We start from the raw sequence: 21931 nt of genomic DNA on the forward strand, positions 1-21931 counted from the left end.
CATGAAAGAGATACTCAGGACGGAAAATCTCTGGAAGGTATATCCGGACGGAACGAAGGCTCTCAGAGGTGTGAGCCTCTCGATCGTAAAGGGTGAGTTTGTTGGCGTTATGGGTCCCTCCGGTTCGGGGAAGAGTACTCTGCTCCACCTTATAGGGGGCCTGGACAAACCGACGGATGGCGAGGTTTATCTTTTCGGAAGAAAGCTCGGAGATATGAGCGAGGACGATCTTGCAGAGTTTAGAAAGAGGAAGGTGGCTTACATCTTTCAGTTCTACTATCTTCTCGAAGACTTCAACGTTCTCGAAAACCTTCTAATAATTGCAGATCTCTTAGGTATAGATAACGCCAAGGAGAAGGCTCTCCGGATTCTCGACTTCCTGAGGCTTTCTCATAGGCTAAAACACAAGCCCTACCAGCTCTCTGGAGGGGAACAGCAGAGAGTTGCAATAGGGAGAGCACTAATAAGCGAGCCGGCTCTTATCCTCGCCGACGAGCCTACGGGAAACATAGACTGGGAAGAGGGGAGAAAGATATTTGAGCTATTTAGTAAGTTGAACGAGGAAGAGGGTATAACTTTCGTGGTTGCCACCCACAACCCGGATCTCAGAAGCTTCTTCCATAGAACTGTTTACCTCAAAGACGGAAAATTGGTTGGTGAGGATTGAGTATGGTAAGGCTATTGGTATTCCTCTTCGGATTGCTCATATCCTGCGCTCCGATCTCTGAGAGTGTACAGTACGCCCTACTCCCCCCAGAAGAGGAGATAAAGCTTGGAAAGATGTACGTGCCCTCTGCCATAGCTGAGAACGAGGGACTATACCCCGATTCCTACGTCCAGGAGTACGTAAGTAATCTTGGAAGAAGGCTTGCATCCCTCACTCCGAGAAAGCTCCCCTACAGGTTCTACGTGGTCAACTCCTCTGTTGAGAACGCCTTTGCTCTGCCGGGAGGTCCTATATTCGTAACGCGAGGACTAATCCTTATGCTCGATAGTGAAAGTGAGCTCGCCGCCGTACTCGGGCACGAACTGGGACACCTGAACAGAAGGCACCACGCCAGATACCTGGAGAAGGTCCTCGGGCTTTCCCTCCTACTTCAGATAACCCAGGCTTTGATAGGGAAGGATGAAGGCTCCAGGATCGTTATGATGGTCGCAAACGCAGGTGCCTACCTCTTGGCTCTAAAGTTCAGTAGGGATCAGGAAAGGGAGGCGGATGACTTTGGGATTGAGCTTGTCTCGAAGGCCGGCTACGATCCCTACGGATTTATAGGCGTTTTTGAGAAGTTCAAGAAACTTGGGAAGAACAGGCTTCCCAGATGGCTCTCTACCCATCCCCTCCCCGAGGAGAGGATAAAGAGAGTGACCTCTTTAGTCATGAACTACAGAAAACCCGGCTTGAAGATGAACTCGGAAACGTTTGCCAAGGTAAAGGATAGGATACTGAGTACAAAGGCTTCCTTCGATCTGTACGAGGAAGGTAGAAAGCTTTACTCGAAGGGGAAGAAAATGGAAGCCCTTGCCAAGTTCCAGCAGGCTATTGAGCTCTTTGAGAAAAACCAGATGGCTCACATCTACACAGCATCCATCCTAACCGAAATGGGTAGGAATAGAGAAGCTCTCTACCACGCTTCGAGAGCGACGGACATAGACCCTCAGCTCCTCTGGGGATGGTTCGTTAAAGGAGCTATCCTGTTCAATATGGGGAGATACAGAGAGAGTGTGGAGGCTCTCAGAACAGCGAGGAAGCTTGTTCCTTCATATCCAGACACCTATTACTATCTTGGTAGGAATTACGAAGCTCTCGGTATGTTCAAGATGGCACTGAGGAATTACGAGAAGGCTCTGAAGCTTGCCGGGGGAAAGGAACCATGGTTGGAGGATGCAAAGCGCAGATACAACAGGCTGAAGAGATGGGTGGGTTAACTCACCCCTTTCTGGGATAGATACCTTTCGCACTCTAAGGCTGCCATGCATCCGAAGGCCGCCGCAGTTATAGCCTGTCTGTACTTCTTATCGTGAACGTCTCCGGCAGCGAAGACGCCCTCGACAGAGGTCTTTACAAAGTCGTGAACCTTTATGTAGCCGTGGGAGTCGAGGTCGAGCTGTCCTTCAAAGATGTCGGTATTCGGAACGTGCCCTATGGCTATGAAAACGCCATCGCACTTTATCTCGCTGAGCTCGTGGGTCTTGACGTTCTTTATCAGAACACCCGTTACCTTCCCCTGATTGACGTCGTATATTTCCTCGACAACGCTGTTCCACATGAACCTTATCTTTGGAGTGGAGAAAGCCCTCTCCTGCATTATTTTCGAAGCCCTCAGCTTGTCCCTTCTGTGGATAACTGTTACGCTCCGAGCGTGCTGGGTAAGGTGAAGAGCCTCCTCCATAGCGGAGTCCCCACCTCCCACAACGACGACGTCCACATCCTTGTAAAAGGCTCCGTCGCATACCGCGCAGTAGGAAACTCCCTTTCCCATCAGGAGGGCTTCCGACTCGAGTCCCAACATTCTCGGTCTCGCCCCCGTTGCAACTATTACGCTCTCGGTGAGATACTCCTTCTCTCCAGCCCAGATTCTGAATGGTCTCGATTTGAAATCGACCTTTATAACGTTCTCGTAGATTATTCTCGCTCCGAACTTTTCAGCCTGCTGTCTCATTCTGTCTATGAGCTCAGGTCCCTGGATTCCTTCAGGAAAGCCGGGATAGTTCTCCACGTCCGTGGTGAGCATGAGCTGACCGCCGAACATGTGTCCTCCAAAGACAAGAGGTTCGAGCATAGCCCTCGAGGTATAGATGGCAGCTGTCAAACCGGCAGGAGCCCCGCCTATGATGATCACCTTCTCTATGTCAGCCATGGGAAAAATTTTAACTTATCCAGCTTTCCACTCTGAGACCTTCTGTCTTCTTGTTCTTGAATTCTGCAACGTTGTTTGTAACAAGCGTAGCGCCCAAGGATAAGGCGTGGCTCCCTGTGAGGAGGTCGTACGCTCCTATGGTATAGCCTTTACTCGCCAGCTTAGCCCTCACAACTCCCGCTGTTCGAGCCTCCTTAAATCCAAACTCATAAATCTCGAAGAAATCTACAAAAGCCTCTATCACTTCTATGAGCCTCCTGCTACCTTTCTCATGAGCACCGTAAAAGAGTTCAAATATTACAATGCTTGAAAGACCGATGATGTGCCCCTCCTCTGTAACTCTCTCAAGCCTTTCCCTTACGTGGGGAGGTTTCTCTCTGATGATAAAACTGCACGTGTCGGTGTCCAACATGTAAAGCATCAAAAGAGCTCCCTTTCCTGAGGTTCGGGCTGTTTCCTTTCTTTTAAAAAATCCTTCGTCTCTGGAACGCTACTTAGCAATTCGAAGAGAGCCTCCCACCGCTTTTCTTTGGGGATTATAACGAGCTTTTCTCCTTCCTTTACTATATAGACTTCACCTTCTTTCAGTCCGAAATCTTTTGGAATTCTAACTGCGATCGAGTTGCCGCTTCTGAAAACTCTCGTCTTTCTCATCGCAAGTATATACTATGATGTAAATACCTGTTATCAAGCTGTCCGATTTAAGGACTCTTTTCTCCCTTGAGCCTCCTTATCTCCTCTTCGAGTCTCTTGGCTTTTTCCTCGCACCTTCCGAGTCTGTAGCTGAGATCCGATATCTGCTTGACTATGTTTTCCATTCTCTCCACGAGCTCGTTCAGGGAGTTCATAAGGTTCTTGTTGCTCCTGTGGTTTTCGAAGTAGAACCTGAGAGCCTCGCGGATTATCTGGGTTTCCTTCTTGCCGAGTTCCTCTTTAAGGACCTGCAAAACTTCCAGTGTGTCGTTGTCAAATACGTACGTCTTCTTTCGCAAACATCACCATCCTTCTACCTTAAATCTACGCATTTTTTTGGAAAAAGCTCGTCGAATTTTACACTTCCCTTTTCTGTAAAAATCTGTAAATTAAAAGAGTGATAGGTAGAATTGCAAAGATACTTAAGATCGACGAGGGGGAAGTCCAGAGAAGGCTCGCCTATCTGAACCTTAGTGAGGAGGAGAGGAAGCTTCTCAGGGAAATCTCGGACAGAATGAGCGAGGAGGAGCTTGCCTCCCTGTTCAGGTCGTTCTACGATCACCTTCTCAGCTTTCCGGAAACGAGGAAGATCCTGACTAAGGAAGAAGGACTTATGGAGAGGCTTCAGAAGAAACAGGCGGAGTATTTCAAACAGCTCCTTAAGGCGAACTACGACCTTAACTACGCCCTCTCGAGGCTCCACGTGGGTCTTGTCCATGAGAAGGTAGGCGTTGATGCTAAATATTACACGGGAGCCTTCTCCAAGTGGATTGAGAGCATCTTGCCTCTCGTTCAGAGATTGGCTCCCAAGGAACGATTACCTCAGACGCTGCTCGCCCTATTCAAGGCTGTCCTCCTTGACATAACCTTCTCAATGGACGCTTACTACTTTGCCAAGATAATAAAAGGCGGGAGTGAACGGTACAGAGCGATTCTCGACGCCGTTCCCGATGCAATAGTTGTTGTGGACTTGGAGACTAACGGGATAGCTGATGCTAATAGGACAGCCTACGAGCTTTTGGGAGTGAGCGAGGAAGAGCTGATAGGGAAGGACGCTCTCTGGGTGGTTCCCGAGGAGATAAGACCGGTCGTAGAAAAGGTTTACAGGAAAGCTGTCTCTTTGCCCGAAAGTTTCTCGGAAAAGATATACTTAGAGAATAAGAGAACGGGAGAGTGGATACCGGTTGAGGTCCACGGGAGGACCTTCGAATTTCAGGGGAAAAGGTTCAGGGTCGGCGTCTTCAGAGATATAAGGGAGAGACACAGGAGGGAGGAGGAGATAAAGAGGCTTAACCAGCTCTACGATGCCCTGAGCGGTATAAACATTTTAGTAACAACAACGAAGGACAAGAAGAGCCTCTTCTCGGAGGCGGTCAGGATAATAGGGGAGAAGGGGAACTTCAAGTATGCTGGCATAGTGGATCTGAACGGTGGTGAGACTATAGCCGAGTTCGGAGAGTATTCTGAAAACGATACAATAGCCTGTATCAAGTTAGAGGAGGTCGAGGGAGAGAGCTACGTTCTGAGGGTAGCGAGGAGGACAGAGGAAGCCTTTACCGAGCAGGAGGTAAACCTTCTCCACGAGATAGCCCACGATCTTTCTTTCGGTCTCAGGAGGTTGAAGTTTGAAGAGAGGATAAGCCACCTCGCCCTCTACGATGAGCTTACGGATCTTCCCAACAGGAACTACTTCCTCAGCAAGCTCAAAGAATACTTCGACAGAGCAAAAGCCGAGAGGAAGGAGCTTGCCCTGATAATAATCGATATCGACAGGTTCTCGGAGATAAACGAGGCTCTCGGACACAGACTCGGAGATGAACTGCTCAGAGAGGTGGCCCGGAGGCTGAAAAGCGTTGTCAGAGAGAGCGACTTCTTGGGCAGGATCGGAGCGGACGAGTTCGGGGTTCTCGTGTATTCTGAGGATGCGAGGTTTGCGGTCAGGAAGCTGATAGAGAGGATAAGGGAGGCTTTCAGGGAACCGGTAGTGGTCGATTCGACAAATCTCCTAATTACCTTCTCATACGGAATCTCCGTGTATCCTCACGATGTTGAGTTCCACATGGATCTGATGACCAACGCCGCCTCAGCCGTTCTTCACGCCAAGAGCTACGGAGGTAACAGGGAGATCTTCTACTCGGCAGAGGTAAAGAAGACGACAGAGGAGAAACTTCTACTCAGAACCGAGCTGAGGAAAGCTTTAGAGAGAAGAGAGTTCGTTCTCTACTACCAGCCCAAGGTAAACCTGCAAACCGGTGAGGTGGAGGGTGCGGAGGCTCTGATAAGATGGAGGAGAAACGGGGAGATAGTTCCTCCTTACAAGTTCATACCGCTCATAGAGAAGGGAGAGCTCATACACGAGGTTGGGGAGTGGGTCGTCAAGGAAGCCTGCAGGCAGGTCGCCGAGTGGAAGAGTAGAGGGATAAGGATACCGCTTGCGGTGAACGTCTCTCCGATTCAGGTAAGGGAGCCCGCCTTTGCCCAGAAGCTTGTGATGTCCATAGCATCCTGCTCAGGAGAGTACGACCTTATAGAGGTGGAGATAACCGAGTCCGCGGTGATGGAAGACATTTCAAAGTCGGTGGATTTCATAAATACGTTGAGGAGCTTTGGGATAAAGGTTTACATAGACGACTTCGGAACCGGATACTCCTCCCTCGCGTACCTTAAAAAACTGCCCGTTTATGCCCTGAAGATAGACATAGAGTTCATAAGGGATCTGCCAGAGGACAGGGACGATCTCGAAATAGTAAAGGCTACAATAGTACTTGCCAAAACCTTCGGTCTGAAAACTGTAGCCGAGGGTGTGGAGACGGAGGAGCAAGCTAAGCTTCTGAAAGAACTCGGCTGCGATTACGCTCAGGGTTATTACTTTGCAAAGCCTATGCCAGCCGATGAGTTTGAGGGGTTTTTGAGAGGATTTGAATGGAGAACATAGAGGAGCTCTGGGAGGATCTCGTAGAGGACTTCGAGTTCTTCTCCTCCCGGAAGGAAAATTTCAGGGAAAACTTCCTCAGATCTATAGGGGAACAAAAGCCTAAGGTTCTGGGAACTCAGGGTATAGCGACTCTCGTCGATCGTCTCTACCTTCTCCTATTTACCTTTCAGAAGGATCCGAGGGACGAGCTGTTCTCCCTCTCCTACAGGCTTGCCCGCTTTAACATAGACCTCAAAAAGGCGCTTCTGAGAGCCTCCCTCCAGCTCGTGAGGGACTACGTGGATTACATAGTCAGCTCCGGGAAGGATTACCACAGGATAAAGTCTCTCGTGGACCTCATAGACGTTTACCTCTCCATAGTAGAGGACGCCTACGCAAAGTATATGGAGGAGCTGAGGAACAAGGTGGAGGAGGAGAGGAAGGAGGCGGAGGATAAGGAAAGGAGGCTACTCATAAAGTTCGTTGAAAAGCTCTACAATCAGGGAGAAAGGGAGATTGAGCTCCTTACTTACTACAAAGAGGTTCCCGTGGTCTGTCGTTCGGAGATCCTCGCAATCGAAGAAGATAAGCTTAGGGTAAGGACCTGCAACATAAACATATTCGGGACTGGGGAAGAGATATACCTCAAACACAAACGTCTCCCCCAAACCGTGGCGATCAAGATCCTCGATGTCGATATACCGAGGGAGGAGGCTCTCTTAGAACTCCTTACCTTCGTGGAACTCCCTCAGGAGAGGAGGAAGTACGTAAGGGTGATCCCTAAGGAGCCCATACCAGTCGAGATAATCAAAGAAGGAAAGAGGATAATGGGAAGGATGGCGGACATATCCATCGGAGGCGTCGGCGTTTACCTGAACGAGAAGAACGACCTGAAGGAAGGGGACGTGGTAGGTGTGAAGTTCAACCTCCCTAAGGGGGAGGTAGAGACCAAGGGACAGATCCGCTACGTTATCCCTTACGGGGAGGGTTTCAGAGCGGGTATTCAGTACGAGCTCGACCTTAAAGAGGAAGAGATAGTCAGCGATTATGTAATGGAGAGGCAGTTCGAGATCCTGAGGGAGTTAAAAGGGATCAAGGAATAGTTGAGTATGTCGATATAAAATAAACTGAATCATGAAACTTAAGAAGAGGGCGTTCTATGAAGTCCTCCTCCAGATCTGTCTTGAGGGATTGGGTTGCAAAGATATAGAGGGTTTTCTAAGAACCGTCGGCGAAAAGGTCTCTAAGGTCCTGAAGGCGGACTTTTACAAGATACTAAGGTACGAGGGGGATAGCGTTTTCTCGGTGGTGTTCCACAGAGGACTCGGCAATATCGGGAAGAGGAAGCTCGACGGGAATACAAAAGCATACCACACTCTCAGATCCGATTGTCCCGTCGTGAGCGAGGACTTCGAAAGGGAAGAGAGGTTTGAGATCCCCAACTTTGTCCTCGAGGCGGGAGCTAAGAGCGGTGTCAGCCTTCCGATAAAGCTGAGGGACAGGAGATGGGGTGTCATAAGCTTTCTATTCCGAGGCAAGAGGAAGTTTTCTGAAGAAGAGATCTTCTTCCTTGAGAGGGTTTCGGGGGTCATCTCCCGCTTTCTGGAAGGGAGCGAGATAAGCCTGATCCATTCCTTCCTCTTGGAGAAAAGCCCCTACGTGGTTTACCTTGTGGAAGCTAAGCCTCCTGAGCCTCTAAATGTAATCTACGTAAGCCCAAATGTTGAGAGGCTCCTTGGATACACAGCTGAAGACTTCCACACTGGCTGGTGGGTAGAGAACCTTCACCCCGAGGACAGAGAGGAAGTTCTTAAAAACGTTCAGAAGCTACTCTCCGAGGGAGAAGCACTCCACACCTACCGCTTTAAGAAGAAGGACGGAAGCTATATATGGATACAGGCTTACGCGAAGGTGGTGGATAGAGTTGAGGACCTCTACAGGGTGGCAGGATACTGGACGGATGTAACCGAACTTAAGGAAAAGTTCGAGCTCTTAGAAACTCTTACAAACAATGCTCCCGTTGCCATATTCCTTTACGACGAAAAGTTTATATACGCCAACCCCACAGCACTCAGGCTCACCGGTTACACGATCGAAGAGCTAAGGGACAAGTACGTCTGGGAACTGGTTCATCCGAAGCACATGGAGGAGGTTAAGGAGATAATTAGGAAAAGACTGAACTGTGAAAAGATCCATAAGGAGTACAACGACTTTGTGATACTGACGAAGGATGGTAGGGAGATAACGGCAAGGCTCTACGCTGATACAGTAACCTATGGAGGCAGGTGCGTTGGACTTGCGGTAGGACTTGACATAACCGAACAGAGAAAACTCGAAGAGGAGCTTTTCAAGGTTACTTTCTACGATCCGCTGACAGGACTTCCCAACAGACTCCTTTTCACCGAAGAACTCAGGAGTTTAATACCTCACGCGTTCCGCAGAAAGGAACATATTGCCGTAGTCATACTCGATATAAACCGCTTTCGGGAAGTCAACACCGCCTACGGGACGAAGGCAGGTGACAGAGTGTTGAAGGAAGTAGCCCACAGACTGAGGAACTCTCTCAGGGAAGGGGACATAGTAGGAAGGTTCTTCGCCGATGAGTTCGGAATAATCCTGACGGGAATAAAGAGAAAGAGGGACCTTACCATAGTCCTCGACAAGATAAGATCGGTTTTCAACGAGCCTTTCAAGGTAAACTCCCACAACTTTTACCTGAACGCAAACTACGGAGTGGCTCTCTTTCCCAACGACGGAACAAAGGCGGAGGAACTGCTTGGGAGAGCTGAACTTGCCCTGAATGCTTCCAAGAACATAGGAGAGGGAGCAGTTTACTTCTATTCGAAGGAGATAGAGCTTGAAACCGTCGAGGAGGCGGTCTTGAGGAGTTCCCTGAGGGAAGCTATAAGGGGAGGTGAGTTCATCCTTTACTATCAGCCAGTACTGAGGCTTTCGGATCACAGGGTAGTGGGTGTAGAAGCTCTCGTGAGATGGAACCATCCCGAACTCGGTGTGCTCTCCCCTGCGAGGTTCATACCGGTAGCGGAAAACACGGGACTTATAATAGAGCTCGGAAACTTCATCCTTGACAGAGCCCTCGAGGATATTTCTAAGCTCCACAGGGAAGGATACGACCTCTTTATAGGCGTGAACTTCTCGATGAAGCAGTTCATGGACGTTAAGCTCGTTCAGAAGGTAAAGGACGCCCTGAAAAAACACTCCGTGGCACCGGAGAGCTTCCTCTTCGAGATAACGGAGAGCATCGCCATGAGAGATCCAGAAAGGACGAGAGACATCCTCTCGAAGCTAAGGAATCTCGGGATAAAGATAGCTATAGACGACTTCGGAACGGGATACTCCTCGATGAACTACCTGATAGAGTTCGATGTTGATAAGATAAAGATAGACAGGAGCTTCGTGACCGCCATGGATGAGACCGAAAGGGCAAAGAGCGTTGTCAAGACTATAATCGACCTATCCCACAGTGTGGGAGCGAGCGCTCTTGCGGAGGGCATAGAAAAGGACGAGCATCTCAGGCTATTGAAAGATATGGGGTGTGACGAAGGGCAGGGTTATCTCTTCTCACCTCCGACAGGCTATGATAAACTCCTTGAATTCTTGAAAAGTTATGGATGAATTGATAAAGGATGCCCTCCGTGAAGGGGAAAAGTTCGTCGGAAGGACCACCCTGCGGTTCATACTCAAAAGAATAATATACGACCTCTCCCTTACCAACGAAAACCTTAAAAGTGTGGAAATACCTAACGATCCAACGGATATCGATCTCAGCAAGATGAGTGAGGAAGAAAAAAGAATACTTTACTACCAACTGGCGGACATATTAGGGGCGCTGGTAAATCCTCAGCTCAAGGACAGCCTCCTGAGGCGTCTGGAGGGGAAGTATGGAAAGCCTTAGGACCCACGCTCCGGGCTTCTGCGAACTCACGCTCATGGGAGCCCTTCCCCTGTCTATAAAATTTAAATTCCTCCGCAGAGTATTGAGCTTCTTCGGGTGTGTCTCCTTGAGCAAAAGCTCCCTGAATTAGAAGGTATCCTCTTCCCAGCGGACTTCGACAGGCAGGTTTACAAACTTCATGGGGGAAAATATAATGCCCTATAATATCTCATTCAAGCCATGATAAGGATTATCGAGCCGGTATTTTCTGAGGAAGAGAAAGAGGCTGTCATCGAGATCATAGAGAGCCACCAGATAACCCGCGGGAAGTGGACTCAAACCTTTCAGGAAGAGTTCGCCCGCTTCGTAGGGGTCGAGCACTGCTTCACAGTCTGCTCCGGAACTGTAGCCCTCTTCATAGCCCTAAAGGCCCTCGGAATAGAAAAGGGAGAGAAAGTTATAGTCCCGGCGATGAGCTTTATGGCTACCATAGACGCCGTCTATCTTGCGGGAGGGGAGCCCGTCGTCGTCGATGTGGACGAGTTCTACACCATGGATCTCAACCAGCTCGAGGATGCCGTGAGGAAATACAAACCTAAGGTTGTCATGCCCGTCCATCTCTACGGCGGAATGGCAGACATGGAAGGGATAATGGATCTATCGGATAGATACGGCTTCTACGTGGTAGAGGACGCCGCTCAGGCGCACGGGGCGGAGCTCAAGGGAAGGAGAGCGGGAGCGTGGGGACACATAGGAGCTTTCAGCTTCTACGCTTCTAAGAACGTTCCCATGGGAGAGGGGGGAGCTCTCACCACGAACGACGAGGTTATAGCTAAGAAAATAAGGAGCTGGATAGACTTCGGAGATCATCCCGCTTTCAACGTGAGGATAACGGAGTTTCAGGCGGCTATCGGAACGATTCAACTCAGAAAGCTACCTGAGAGGAACGAAAGGAGGAAGGATATAGCCAAGAGATACTCGGAGGCTTTCAGAGAACACTTTGAGATCCCAAGGGAGAGACCTCAGAGCTTCCACGTTTACCACCTTTACACGCTCAGGCATTCCGAGAGGGATAGGATCGTGGAAGAGCTCAAGGTTAAAGGGATAGACGGCAGAGTTTACTACACCTACCTTCTGCATGAACTCAGGAACTCTGAGCATTTCCCCACCCCGAGTGCGGAGAGGTTCAGGAAAGAGGTCTTCTCCATTCCGGTGCACCCCTACCTGACCGACGAGCAGGTTGACTATATCATCGAGAACGTTTTGAGCGCCGTTTCCTCTGGTAAGATAGTCTCTTAGATGTTCAGAAAGGTTCTGATAGCTAACAGGGGAGAGATAGCAGTAAGGGCTATAAGAGCCTGCCGTGAACTCGGCATAAGGACGATCGCTGTTTACTCCGAAGCGGATAAGGACTCTCTTCACGTCAAGCTTGCGGACGAGGCTATCTGCATAGGTCCTCCGGAGCCCTCCAAGAGCTATCTGGACGTTCCCACTATAATGTCCGCGGTAGAAGTTTCCGGAGCTGACGCCGTCTATCCCGGATACGGCTTCTTGGCAGAAAACCCCAAGTTTGCCGAAATAGTTTCCAAGAGTGGTGTTAAGTTCATAGGACCTTCACCCCAGACCCTCGAGCTGATAGGGGACAAGATAAGGACTAAGGAGATAGCGGGAAGGGTAGGAATACCCCTCGTTCCGGGAAGCAACGGAGCGACCGATTTAGAGAAGGCGCTTGAGGTAGCGAGCGAGATAGGTTATCCCGTGGTTCTCAAGGCTTCTGCGGGAGGAGGAGGAAGGGGGATAAGGATAGTCATGAACGAGAAGGAGCTGAGGGAGAAGTTTCCCGTTGCGGTTCAGGAGGCGGAACTCTCCTTCGGAGACGGAAGGGTTTACGTGGAGAAGTTCATAATAAACCCCAAACATATAGAGTTTCAGGTCCTCGCCGACTCCCACGGCAACGTGGCGGTCTTGGGGGAAAGGGAGTGTTCTATCCAGAGGAGACACCAAAAGCTGATAGAGGAAGCTCCGAGCGTGTCGGTGGACGACAGGAAGAGGAAGGAGATAGAGGAGGCGGTGATTGAATTCTGCAGGGAGATAGGCTACGAGGGAGCGGGAACGGTCGAGTTTTTGATGGACGAAGACGGGAACTTTTACTTCATGGAGATGAACGGAAGGATACAGGTAGAGCACCCCGTTACAGAGATGATCACGGGGGTGGACATAGTGAAGTGGCAGATAAAGATCGCTGACGGACAGAGGCTCAGAATAGGAAAGGTTCAGAGGAGGGGATACGCCATAGAGTTTCGAATAAACGCTGAGGATCCCGTAACCTTTCTACCCGCTCCGGGGAAGATAGAGGAGCTCGTTCTACCCGGGGGTATGGGTGTGAGGGTCGATACCCACATCTACGCCGGCTACGAGGTGCCGCCTTACTACGACTCCCTACTTGCTAAGCTTATAGTCTGGGGCGAGACGAGGAACGAAGCGATCAAGAGGGGCCTCAGGGCTTTAAGGGAGTTCATAATCTCCGGAGAGGGATTGAAGACAAATAAGGAGTTCCACGAGAGGGTTTTGAAGACTAAGGAGTTCAAAGAGGGCAGGCATCACATAGGCTTTGTAGAGGAGATGATGGTTTAGAAAAGTTCATTTAGCTTCTCTTCAAGATCCTGCCCCCTCTTCATGTAGTTGATAACGTACTTTCCTATTATGTCCACCTCCACGTTCACCTCATCTCCCGGTCTGCGAAACCTTAGATTAGTGCTTTTGTAAGTGTGCGGGATCACGTTTATGGAGATCGAGTTACTATCCACGTAGTTTACAGTAAGGCTTATCCCATCAATAGCTACAGAACCCTTCTCAACAAAGTAAACTCGTTGGTTGGAGGGTATTTCAACCTTAAGCTCCCTGTGATCTCCCGAGTTCCTGAAGCTCAATATCTTGGCGGTAAAGTCCACGTGCCCGAGGACGAGATGACCTCCGAGCCTCGAGTCAGCTCTGAGGGCTCTCTCCAAGTTCACGAACTCCCCCCTCTTTAACATGCCGAGGTTTGTCCTCAGAAGTGTTTCTGGAGATAGCTCGAAGCCAACTTCGTTTCCCTTAACCTCCACCACCGTGAGGCAGGCTCCGTTCACTGCCACGCTGTCTCCTATCTTTATGTCCCCGAGCTTAGTTCTTACCTTCAGAACACCTCCGGAGGAGGTCCTTCTTAGATCTATAACTTCTCCGATATCCTCTACAAGACCCGTGAACATCAGAGTAGAACCTCCCGGGCTTCGAAGACGGGACCCTCATAGCACACCCTCTTGAACTTACCCTCTGTGTCCTTCACAACGCACCCAAGGCATACGCCCCATCCGCAGGCCATCCTCTCCTCGAGGGACATGTAGAGCTCGTGTCCCGTTTCCTTTGAGAGTTTTAATAGAGCCTTCAACATGGGTTTGGGCCCACAGGCGGAGACCTTCCAAGAGCTTTCGAACTCTTTGAGAACCTCGGTGACAAGCCCCTTTCTCCCCGCACTCCCGTCGTCGGTAAAGAGGATATAGTTAAAGCCTTCCTCTCTTAGCCAGTCGAGCATTCCGAGATGTTCGGCGGACCGGGCTCCGTAAACGAACACTACCTCCTTCCCCATCTCTCTGAGCTCCTTTCCGAAGAGGGTGAGACCCGCCAGCCCCACCCCTCCGCCTATAAGCAGGTGCTTATTCCCCTCGTAGTCGAAAAGCCTCTTGCCGAGAGGTCCGAAGATCCTTACCTCCTCTCCAATTTTCATCTCACTCATTAGCTTCGTCCCTCTCCCGACCACATCGTAGAAGATCAGAAGTTCATCATCCCTCACATCGCCGACCGCAAAGGCTCTCCTCCCCATAGGGTCGTATGTCTTGGAAACCTCCATCATCAAAAAGTGTCCTCCCTTGACCCGCGGAGCTATTTGGGGAGCTTTCAGTCTCATTAACCAGAGCCTTCCGGAGAGGTGGGTGTTTTCGGTTATCTTGGCAGTTATGTCGTTCATCTTTTCTCTCTAAGAACCTCCACCATCATTTGTATAATGGTGTCGAGTCTCTGGTTTACCTGACCTATTTCCTGCCTTAGCTGGTTGATCTCCTGACGGAGTTGGTTTATCTCCTGCCTTACCTGACCGATCTGATTATCTATCTTCTCATCTACCTGTCTTATTTCCTGTCTGAGCTGACTGACGTGGGTATCCATCTTCTGGTTCAAATGCCTGAAGTCCTCCTCCCCCTGCCTTTTAAGCTTTTCTATCCTCTCCAATATCTCCTTAGTTCTCTCGTCCACCACCTCATAGACGAGTTCTAAGGATACCTTCCTTACCAGTCCCTTAGCTCGTTCAAAGATCATAGCATTATTTAATATAGCAGGCTATTTTATAAATTCATGAGGGCGGTTTTAGCCTTTCTCATAGTATTTCTCGGTCTATCCCTTTCCTCCGAGTGGTATCCGGACTTTAAGAAGGGTGTAGAGGTAGCTAAAAGGGAAGGCAAACTTGTAATGATCTACTTCTACGAGGTGGGTTGTACCTACTGCAAGTATATGGAGGAGGTCGTCTTTATTGAACCGGAGATTGCGGATCTTATGGATAAAGGGTTTGTAGTTGTCCCCATAGATGTGGACGAGATACCGGAGGATCTTGACAGAAGGTTCAGAGCGGTGGGGACTCCCTCGTTCCTCTTCTACGATCCGATGAGAGATAAGGTCATATTCCAGATATTCGGAATGCACGAGGCGGACGAGTTTGCAAAGCTCTTAAAACAGGCTTGCAGTAAGGCAAAGGTGAGGAGTTGCTGATTTGAGCTTAAGGGAGAGGGTGAGGAGGCTAAAGTTACTTCTTATGGACGTGGACGGAGTTCTTACCGATGGAAGGCTCTACTACACGGAGGAGGGAGAGAGAATAAAGGTCTTCAACGTTCAGGACGGGCTCGGAATAAAGCTTTTACAGAGAGCAGGGATAAAAACCGGCGTGATCTCAGGTAGAGAGTCTGAGGCTCTGAGAAACAGACTCCTTGAGCTGGGTGTGGATGAAATATTCATGGGGAGGTTTGAGAAGGACGGGATACTCAAGGATATCCTTAGCAGGAACGGGATATCGGCGGAGGAGGTGGGTTTCATAGGTGACGACCTCGTTGACATACCCGTGTTGAAAAGGGTAGGTTTCCCTGTTGCAGTTAGAGGTGCCTCCGAGGAGGTGAAGAGGTACGCCGTCTACGTGACGATGAAAGAGGGAGGAAAGGGTGCGGTCAGGGAGGTGGTGGATCTTATACTCACACTCCGAGGTGGGAAGCCTGTGAAAAAATATAATGGATGAGGTTTCTCCTCCTGCACGTATCGTTTCTGCTCCTTGTTCTTAGCTCCCTTGCATACATAGAAGAGCTTCGTAAAGAGTCCAAGGTTTACGTTCAGGAAAAGAGCATAGCGAGGAACATAAGCATAAAGGTTTTCGGGAAGGGCGGAGAAGAGTGGGAAGTTAAGGGAAGGGAGCTTATCTCCTTTGGAAAGGAACTCTACCTGCTGGATGTTCTTCTCAGCTCAAAGAGCGGTTATAAGGTGAGGGCGGACTCCATAACCTTCCAGAGGGAAAAGAACAAGGGAATACTGAAGGGTAACGTCGAGATAAGAGGGGAAGCACTTTTTGTTAGAACGGACGAGGCTGTCGTGGACTTTAATAAAAACTTGCTCTCTGGAAAGAGTTATGTTCAAGTATGGAGAGGCATGAACTACATAGAAGGAAAAGGCTTTAAGGCTTATCTGAAGCCCTTGCGAGTTATAATAGGCAGAGTGAGGACCAAGCATGAGGTTTGATCTCCTTCTTCTCACAATACTTATCTTCTGTATCTCGGCGCTCTGTCAGCCTATCACCGGGGAGGCTCAGAAGCTGGAATTTAAGAAAGATAAGATAGTGTACAAGGGTAAAGTCAGACTAACGAGGGGTGAGTCCGTTCTTCAGGCGGATAAGGTCACGATACTGCTCGATGAGACCGGAAAGCCCCTTAAACTTATAGCTGAAGGCAATGTTCTCTATACCGAACCCAAGAGAAAGGCTACTGCCGACTACGCCGAGTACGACCTTAGGACTGAGACCATAATCCTGAAGGGAGGGGCAAAGGTAGAGGAAGAGAAAAACGTCTTAGAGGCAGAAGAGATATTGTATGATAGAAGAAATCAGACCCTCCAAGCGAAAGGTGGAGATAAGAGGGTCAGAACCATATACATAGAGGAGGAAAAGAATGAAAAAGTCGGACCTGACCAAGGAGATCGCTAAGAGAAAAGGTCTGCCTCAGAGAAAAGCGAGGTTAATAGTGGATCAGGTCTTTCAGGCTATGGCGGAGGCTCTTACGAGGGGAGAGAAGGTGGAGATCAGAGGTCTTGGAACCTTTAAGGTGAAGAAGAAGCCTTCGAGGTTCGTTAGGGATCCGAGAACCGGCGTTGAGATCTTTGTAAAGGAGAGGTACATACCTACCTTCAAGATGGGCAAACTTCTGAAGAACCACCTAAATTCTAAAGGTAAATGAAGTACGATGTTCTCGTTGTCGGAGCGGGTCCGGGAGGTTCTACCGCCGCCTACACACTCTCCAAGGAAGGGGCTAAGGTTCTTCTTGTTGATATAAAAAGGGCACCAGGTGTCCCGGTCCAGTGTGCGGAGTTCGTCCCCCTCCAACTAAAACACAGGTTTCCTGAATTCTTTCCTTCAGAGGTGATAGCTCAAGAGGTCAAGGACATGCTTCACTTCACCCCTTGGGGAGAGCAGGTCTCTATGAGCTCGGAGGGTTTTGTCCTCCACAGGGAGAGGTTCGACGCGGGAATAACAAAGCTGGCGGTTGAAAACGGAGCGGAACTGAGGCTCAGGACAAGGTTCTTGGGTTTTGAGGACGGTAAGGTATGGCTTGAACACATAGACACAAGGGAAAGATACTCGGTGGAGGCAAAGGTCATAATCGGTGCTGACGGACCCCGCTCTAAGGTATCAAAGCTCACTGGAGAGCACACTACGAGCTTTTTGACAACCGCCCAGTTCACTATGCCTCTGAAGGTAAAGCTCGGAGACCTACTCATCTACTTCAGGGATTACATACCCGGCGGTTACGGGTGGGTCTTTCCGAAGGGTGATGTCGCCAACGTAGGAGTGGGGATAGATCCCGAATATCCGATAAACGTGATGGAGAGCCTGAAGAGATTTGTTAGTGAGGTCGTGGTAGAGGGTCTGGTATCGGAGAGGATACTTGGAAGGACGGGAGGCTGGATACCCGCCGAGGGTGTTAAGAATCCGGTGAGGGATAACGTCCTGCTGGTCGGAGACTCGGGAGGCTTCTGTCATCCAATAACCGGAGGTGGAATAGCCAATGCGGTTTATACGGGAGCAATGGCGGGAGAGGCTATCTTGGAAGGGAGTCTTGAAGATTACGGGGAGGAGTGCATGGAGCTCTTCGGGAGTTCCCTCAATCGTGCGGCACGCAAGAGGATAAAATATATGAAGTCTTGGGACAACCTTGAGTATATAATCCCAAGAACTTGGATAGCCTTTGAAGAATACTGGAAGGAGGATTGATGAATCCCATTAGAACTGGAACTAAGACGAGCAGGTTCGGAACTCCGGGTAAGATAAATCACGACTCTTCCGAATTCTACTCAAGCAGACTCTACGAAGGACTGCCGACCGAGAGGAAGGTTAAGTATGTAGAAAACAAGATAGACCCCGCTTATCTTGACAGAATCCTCTGTAAATCGAGTGAGGATATGTCCGAACTCCCGGATAACAGCGGTCATCTGATGGTAACCTCTCCTCCTTACAACGTGGGGAAGGAGTACGATCGGGATATGACGCTTCAGGAGTACAGGGAGTTTCTCAAAAGGGTGTGGAGGGAGGTTTATAGGGTTCTCGTTCCTGGTGGTAGGGCATGTATAAACGTAGCAAACCTCGGTAGAAAACCTTACATACCTCTCCACGCTTTCATAGTTGAGGACATGCTTGAGATAGGCTTTCTAATGAGGGGTGAAATTATCTGGGACAAGGGTTCGAGTGCGAGTCCTTCTACAGCTTGGGGAAGTTGGTTGTCCGCAAAGAACCCGACACTGAGAGACGTTCACGAGTACATACTTGTCTTCTCAAAGGACACCTTTAAAAGAGAAAATCCGGAAAACAGGATCAGCACCATAAGCAGAGAGGAGTTCTTAGAATTTACCAAGAGCGTATGGAACTTTCCCGCAGTCTCCGCCAAAAAGGTAGGACATCCAGCTCCCTTTCCTGTGGAACTGCCCTACAGGTGCATACAGCTATATACCTTCAAAGATGAGATCGTTCTTGACCCTTTTATGGGAAGCGGACAGACCGCTATAGCCTGTATAAAGACGGGAAGGCACTTCGTAGGCTACGAGATCAACGAAGAATATGTTAAACTTGCCAATAAGCGTATAGCCGAGGCAAAAGTTCTACAATCTCAGGGCAAGCTCATAAACTTTAAGGAGGAATGAAATGATAGACATCGCCTTTGCTCAGGGACAACATCCGACGAGCCCGACGGGAGCCATTCTCTTTCAGATCCTCTTCCTTGTGGGGATCTTCGCAATCTTCTACTTCCTCATCATAAGACCCCAGAAGAAGGAAAGGGAAAGGCACAGGAAGCTAATAGAGAGCCTTAAGAAGGGGGACAAGGTCATCACCTCCGCCGGTATCTGGGGAACAGTCGTGGAGATAGGGGACAGGACGATCACCCTCAAGGTGGACGCCAACACCAAGATAACCTTCTCCAAGGAGGCTGTGATCGGTTTCCAGCCCGAGTATGAGAAAAAGAAGGAGGGGAAGGAGTAACCGTGGAGGTTTTGCCATGGTTGAGAAGGGGATGCTCGTAGGAGGCGAGTGGAAGGACAGCCCCCAGAAGATAGAGGTCGTTTATCCCTACACCGGTGAGGTGATCGGCAAAGTAGCTCAGGGAACCGAGGAGGACGTAAACAGGGCTATAGAGCTTGCCAAGGAGGGTTTTAAAGAAATCTCCTCCCTGACAGCCTACCAAAGGTATGAGATACTCATGAAGGCGGCGGAACTCCTTAAAAAGAGGGCGGAGGAGTTTGCAAAAACCCTCGTTCTTGAGGTAGGAAAGACAATCCGAGAGGCGAGAACGGAGGTAGCCAGGGCGATCCAGACCCTCATATTCTCCGCCGAGGAGGCGAAGAGGATAAACGGCGAGACCTTCCCCGTAGACGCCCATCCCAACGGTGTCGGAAAGGTAGGCTTCTACGTAAGGGTTCCCGTCGGTATAGTCTCCGCTATAACACCCTTCAACTTCCCCCTCAACCTCTCCATGCACAAAGTAGCACCCGCCTTAGCCTGCGGGAACGCGGTCGTGCTCAAGCCTTCAGAGAGGACACCCTTGACCCCTCTGATGCTCGGTGAGATCCTCTTGGAGGCGGGCCTTCCCCCTAAAGCCCTATCCATAATCCCCGGATACGGAGACGTGGGGAAGGCTATGACTACCCACCCCGACGTGAGGGTGGTATCCTTCACAGGTAGCAGGAAGGTGGGAGAGATAATAACCCGTCAGGTAGGGATAAAGCGAGTGGTCCTTGAGCTCGGTTCCAACTCCGCTATCGTAGTTCACAAGGACGGGAACATAGAGAAGGCGGTGGAAAAGGCGGTTCTGGGAGGCTACGCTATAGCCGGTCAGGTCTGCATTTCCGTTCAGAGGGTCTTTGTTCACGAGGAGATCTTTGAGAAGTTCGTGGAAAAGCTCAAAGATAGGGTTAAGGGCCTCAAAGTCGGAGACCCGATGGACGAGAGCACGGACGTAGGACCCCTCATATCGGAGGGGGACGTTTTGAGAATAAGGGAGTGGATAGACGAGGCGGTCAACAAAGGCGCAAAGGTGGAGTTCGGAGGAACTCCCGTGGCGGAAAGGACTGCACTCTTCGAGCCTACGATAGTCTCCTTGGTTCCTCCAGAGACTAAGCTCTTTAAAGAGGAAGCCTTCGCTCCGGTCGTAGTGGTAGATCCCTACAGGGAGGTGGAGGAGGCGATAAGTATGGTGAACGATTCGGAGTACGGTCTCCAGCTCGGAGTGTTTACCAACGATATAAAGGTGGCGTGGGAGTTCATAAGGAAGACGGAGGTGGGAGGAGTTCTGATAAACGAGGGACCCACCTTCAGGGTTGACCATCAGCCTTACGGAGGCTTCAAGAACTCCGGGATAGGGAGGGAGGGACCCAAGTTCGCCGTTGAGGACTACACAGAGATAAAGACGGTGATATTTGATCTCACATGAAGGACAGAAAGCTCTCCCTCTGGGAGGCGGTCTCCATCGCCGTGGGGACCATGATAGGAGCGGGGATATTCTCCATCTTGGGGGTGGGAGCGAAGATAGCAGGTAGCAACCTCCCTTTAGCTTTTATTGTCGCGGGACTCGTTGCTTACCTCGTGGCCTACTCCTACGCGAAGCTTGGCTCCGCTTTTGTCTCCAACGCAGGACCGATAGAGTTCATCATAAGAGGGATAGGGGACAACGTTCTTACCGGGACACTCAGCATCTTAATGTGGCTCAGCTACGTCATATCCATATCACTCTTTGCCAAAGCCTTTGCGGGATACCTTCTCGCCCTTCTGAGACTCCCTTTAACCGCTCTTGGGGTGGCTCTTATAGAGACGCTCGTCATAACCTTCTTTACCGCCCTCAACTTCTTCGGCTCCAAAGCGGTCGGCAGAGCGGAGTTCTTCATAGTTCTCGCCAAGCTGTCAGTCTTAGGCACCTTCGTAGTCTTCGGTGTGTGGAGTGTAAAGCCGGATCTCTTATGTCCCTCTCTCGATCCGGTGAGTCTGAGACACACCTTATTCGCGAGCTCCGTTATATTCCTGACCTATATGGGTTTCGGTCTGATCACCAACGCCTCTGAGAACATGGAGAATCCGGAGAGGAACGTTCCGAGAGCCATATACCTCAGCCTTGTTATCGTTTCCGTCATTTACGTCTCCATCGCCGTGGTGGCTCAGGGCAATCTCGGAACGGAGGGACTGATAGAAGCTAAGGAGTACGCTTTGGCGGAAGCAGCGAAGCCCTTTCTCGGGGAGATAGGTTTCACCTTCGTAGCCGTAGGAGCTCTCTTCTCGACAGCCTCAGCCATAAACGCCACTCTCTACGGAGGAGCCAACGTTGCCTACGCCCTCGCCAAGAAGGGTGAACTCCCTCAGCACTTCGAGAGAAAGATCTGGTTCGGAGGCATAGAGGGTCTCTACATAACCGCAGGACTGGGACTTCTCTTTGCTCTCTTCTTCAACCTTGAGGGGATAGCTTCCCTTATAAGCTTCGTTTTCCTCGTCATATACCTCTTCGTAATCTACTCCCACTACAGGCTCGCTCCGGTTACGAAGGGAAGCAGGTCTTTGATAGTTCTGAGCTTCGTTGTTGTTAGCTCCGTTATCCTTAGCCTTCTCATATATCAGTACAACACTCAGAGAAAAGCCTTCTTCACCTCCTTGATGATCTTCCTCCTTTCCTTGATCTTTGAGTTTGTGTATAAGAGGATAACAAGGCGGAGCTTCTCCGAGAGGTCGGTGGGTTAAGATATTAACTCGGTCGAGGA

General features: G+C 50.0%; 25 protein-coding genes. 18 read left to right on the top strand and 7 right to left on the bottom strand.

The annotated features are described in order from the left end of the window. Position 1 precedes the first annotated feature (1 nt). Entirely contained in the window at positions 2 to 667 is a 666-nt protein-coding gene (locus ACZ483_RS03465; RefSeq protein WP_464324783.1) for an ABC transporter ATP-binding protein, read from the top strand. Positions 668 to 669: 2 nt separating this feature from the next. Next, positions 670 to 1926: a beta-barrel assembly-enhancing protease gene (locus tag ACZ483_RS03470; protein WP_464324784.1), complete on the top strand. Its 1257-nt coding sequence runs from the start codon at positions 670 to 672 to the stop codon at positions 1924 to 1926. On the opposite strand, the gene trxB is transcribed toward ACZ483_RS03470, so the two are convergent. From trxB to ACZ483_RS03490, 4 genes are read right to left on the bottom strand one after another with little or no spacing between them, the layout of a single operon-like run. Further along, positions 1923 to 2858, bottom strand: a complete 936-nt coding sequence (gene trxB / locus ACZ483_RS03475) for a thioredoxin-disulfide reductase (RefSeq protein ID WP_464324785.1) — start codon at positions 2856 to 2858, stop codon at positions 1923 to 1925. The genes ACZ483_RS03470 and trxB overlap by 4 nt on opposite strands. Positions 2859 to 2868: 10 nt before the next feature. After that, entirely contained in the window at positions 2869 to 3279 is a 411-nt protein-coding gene (locus ACZ483_RS03480) for a type II toxin-antitoxin system VapC family toxin (protein WP_464324786.1), read from the bottom strand. After that, a complete protein-coding gene (locus ACZ483_RS03485; RefSeq protein WP_464324787.1) occupies positions 3279 to 3512 on the bottom strand; it encodes an antitoxin in 234 nt (77 codons plus the stop codon). The genes ACZ483_RS03480 and ACZ483_RS03485 overlap by 1 nt, the downstream gene beginning before the upstream one ends. A gap of 47 nt (positions 3513 to 3559) precedes the next feature. Next, entirely contained in the window at positions 3560 to 3850 is a 291-nt protein-coding gene (locus ACZ483_RS03490; RefSeq protein WP_464324788.1) for a hypothetical protein, read from the bottom strand. A 98-nt stretch (positions 3851 to 3948) separates the two neighbouring features. Here ACZ483_RS03490 and ACZ483_RS03495 point away from each other — a divergent pair, with 98 nt between their 5' ends. The 6 genes from ACZ483_RS03495 (at position 3949) to accC (ending at position 12994) form a co-directional block, all read left to right on the top strand. Continuing rightward, positions 3949 to 6486: an EAL domain-containing protein gene (locus tag ACZ483_RS03495; RefSeq protein ID WP_464324789.1), complete on the top strand. Its 2538-nt coding sequence runs from the start codon at positions 3949 to 3951 to the stop codon at positions 6484 to 6486. Next, positions 6474 to 7568, top strand: a complete 1095-nt coding sequence (locus ACZ483_RS03500; RefSeq protein ID WP_464324790.1) for a PilZ domain-containing protein — start codon at positions 6474 to 6476, stop codon at positions 7566 to 7568. The genes ACZ483_RS03495 and ACZ483_RS03500 overlap by 13 nt, the downstream gene beginning before the upstream one ends. 31 nt (positions 7569 to 7599) lie before the next feature. Next, the gene (locus tag ACZ483_RS03505; RefSeq protein ID WP_464324791.1) at positions 7600 to 10101 is read left to right on the top strand and encodes an EAL domain-containing protein; all 2502 of its coding nucleotides are present in this window, start codon (positions 7600 to 7602) and stop codon (positions 10099 to 10101) included. After that, positions 10094 to 10381 (top strand): hypothetical protein, encoded by a 288-nt coding sequence (locus ACZ483_RS03510; RefSeq protein WP_464324792.1) that lies wholly within the window; start codon positions 10094 to 10096, stop codon positions 10379 to 10381. Before ACZ483_RS03505 ends, ACZ483_RS03510 begins: the two co-directional genes overlap by 8 nt. A 219-nt stretch (positions 10382 to 10600) precedes the next feature. Then, a complete protein-coding gene (locus ACZ483_RS03515) occupies positions 10601 to 11659 on the top strand; it encodes a DegT/DnrJ/EryC1/StrS family aminotransferase (RefSeq protein WP_464324793.1) in 1059 nt (352 codons plus the stop codon). After that, positions 11660 to 12994, top strand: coding sequence for an acetyl-CoA carboxylase biotin carboxylase subunit (accC, locus tag ACZ483_RS03520; RefSeq protein WP_464324794.1), 1335 nt, complete (start codon positions 11660 to 11662; stop codon positions 12992 to 12994). Here the strand turns inward: accC and ACZ483_RS03525 are convergent. The 3 genes from ACZ483_RS03525 to ACZ483_RS03535 are packed head-to-tail and all read right to left on the bottom strand — an operon-like array spanning position 12991 to position 14710. Continuing rightward, positions 12991 to 13608 (bottom strand): riboflavin synthase, encoded by a 618-nt coding sequence (locus tag ACZ483_RS03525; protein WP_464324795.1) that lies wholly within the window; start codon positions 13606 to 13608, stop codon positions 12991 to 12993. The genes accC and ACZ483_RS03525 overlap by 4 nt on opposite strands. Further along, complete coding sequence (locus ACZ483_RS03530; RefSeq protein ID WP_464324796.1) at positions 13608 to 14363, bottom strand: dihydroorotate dehydrogenase electron transfer subunit; 756 nt, start codon at positions 14361 to 14363, stop codon at positions 13608 to 13610. The genes ACZ483_RS03525 and ACZ483_RS03530 overlap by 1 nt, the downstream gene beginning before the upstream one ends. After that, positions 14360 to 14710 (bottom strand): hypothetical protein, encoded by a 351-nt coding sequence (locus ACZ483_RS03535; RefSeq protein WP_464324797.1) that lies wholly within the window; start codon positions 14708 to 14710, stop codon positions 14360 to 14362. Before ACZ483_RS03535 ends, ACZ483_RS03530 begins: the two co-directional genes overlap by 4 nt. A 36-nt stretch (positions 14711 to 14746) precedes the next feature. Between ACZ483_RS03535 and ACZ483_RS03540 the strand changes: the two genes are divergently transcribed. The 10 genes from ACZ483_RS03540 to ACZ483_RS03585 are packed head-to-tail and all read left to right on the top strand — an operon-like array spanning position 14747 to position 21911. Beyond that, a complete protein-coding gene (locus ACZ483_RS03540; protein WP_464324798.1) occupies positions 14747 to 15157 on the top strand; it encodes a thioredoxin family protein in 411 nt (136 codons plus the stop codon). 1 nt (position 15158) lies between these two features. Next, positions 15159 to 15674, top strand: coding sequence for a KdsC family phosphatase (locus tag ACZ483_RS03545; protein ID WP_464324799.1), 516 nt, complete (start codon positions 15159 to 15161; stop codon positions 15672 to 15674). Beyond that, positions 15671 to 16168 (top strand): hypothetical protein, encoded by a 498-nt coding sequence (locus tag ACZ483_RS03550; RefSeq protein ID WP_464324800.1) that lies wholly within the window; start codon positions 15671 to 15673, stop codon positions 16166 to 16168. The genes ACZ483_RS03545 and ACZ483_RS03550 overlap by 4 nt, the downstream gene beginning before the upstream one ends. Further along, entirely contained in the window at positions 16158 to 16628 is a 471-nt protein-coding gene (gene lptA / locus ACZ483_RS03555) for a lipopolysaccharide transport periplasmic protein LptA (RefSeq protein WP_464324801.1), read from the top strand. The genes ACZ483_RS03550 and lptA overlap by 11 nt, the downstream gene beginning before the upstream one ends. Continuing rightward, positions 16594 to 16878 carry an HU family DNA-binding protein gene (locus ACZ483_RS03560; protein ID WP_464324802.1) on the top strand — a complete coding sequence of 95 codons (285 nt, stop codon included), beginning with the start codon at positions 16594 to 16596 and terminating at the stop codon, positions 16876 to 16878. Before lptA ends, ACZ483_RS03560 begins: the two co-directional genes overlap by 35 nt. Then, positions 16875 to 17912 (top strand): geranylgeranyl reductase family protein, encoded by a 1038-nt coding sequence (locus ACZ483_RS03565; RefSeq protein WP_464324803.1) that lies wholly within the window; start codon positions 16875 to 16877, stop codon positions 17910 to 17912. Before ACZ483_RS03560 ends, ACZ483_RS03565 begins: the two co-directional genes overlap by 4 nt. Next, the gene (locus ACZ483_RS03570) at positions 17912 to 18835 is read left to right on the top strand and encodes a DNA-methyltransferase (RefSeq protein WP_464324804.1); all 924 of its coding nucleotides are present in this window, start codon (positions 17912 to 17914) and stop codon (positions 18833 to 18835) included. Before ACZ483_RS03565 ends, ACZ483_RS03570 begins: the two co-directional genes overlap by 1 nt. Before the next feature lies 1 nt (position 18836). After that, complete coding sequence (yajC, locus tag ACZ483_RS03575) at positions 18837 to 19172, top strand: preprotein translocase subunit YajC (protein WP_464324805.1); 336 nt, start codon at positions 18837 to 18839, stop codon at positions 19170 to 19172. Between the two features lie 16 nt (positions 19173 to 19188). After that, positions 19189 to 20619: an aldehyde dehydrogenase family protein gene (locus tag ACZ483_RS03580; protein WP_464324806.1), complete on the top strand. Its 1431-nt coding sequence runs from the start codon at positions 19189 to 19191 to the stop codon at positions 20617 to 20619. Next, positions 20616 to 21911 (top strand): APC family permease, encoded by a 1296-nt coding sequence (locus ACZ483_RS03585; protein ID WP_464324807.1) that lies wholly within the window; start codon positions 20616 to 20618, stop codon positions 21909 to 21911. The genes ACZ483_RS03580 and ACZ483_RS03585 overlap by 4 nt, the downstream gene beginning before the upstream one ends. The last annotated feature ends 20 nt before the right edge of the window (positions 21912 to 21931 follow it).

The organism is Hydrogenivirga okinawensis (genome assembly GCF_055385515.1).